This is a genomic window from Psychrobacter pygoscelis, assembly GCF_004335015.1.
In the GTDB taxonomy this organism is placed as follows: Bacteria; Pseudomonadota; Gammaproteobacteria; order Pseudomonadales; family Moraxellaceae; genus Psychrobacter; species Psychrobacter pygoscelis.
Genome location: NZ_RQRU01000032.1, coordinates 1 through 229 on the forward strand (window position 1 = coordinate 1; position 229 = coordinate 229).

The 229-nt window shown below is 57.2% G+C and carries 1 protein-coding gene; it reads right to left on the reverse strand.

Annotated features, from left to right (window positions below; all coding sequences use genetic code 11):
- Positions 1-229, reverse strand: a 229-nt coding sequence (locus tag EGV92_RS14055; protein WP_165525642.1) for a hypothetical protein, incomplete at both ends; no start/stop codon positions are given.

Consider the following 229-nt stretch of genomic DNA (forward strand, 5'->3'; position numbering starts at 1 on the left):
CCACCTCTTCGCTGTTATAAACGTCGTCAGCACCGGTGCTTTCAAAGCCAATAACTGGGGCAGTTGGCGCTATGGTGTCTGCTTGGGGCGCTCTGTCAGTAACGTTAGGACTGGGGTTACCGGCGGCGTCAGTGACGCTAGCGCTAACCTCAGTGCCCGGGGCAATCTCAATGGCAACTCCGTCGTCGATGATTGCTTGGGTCACGGGGGCGACTTCACCGTTAACTGT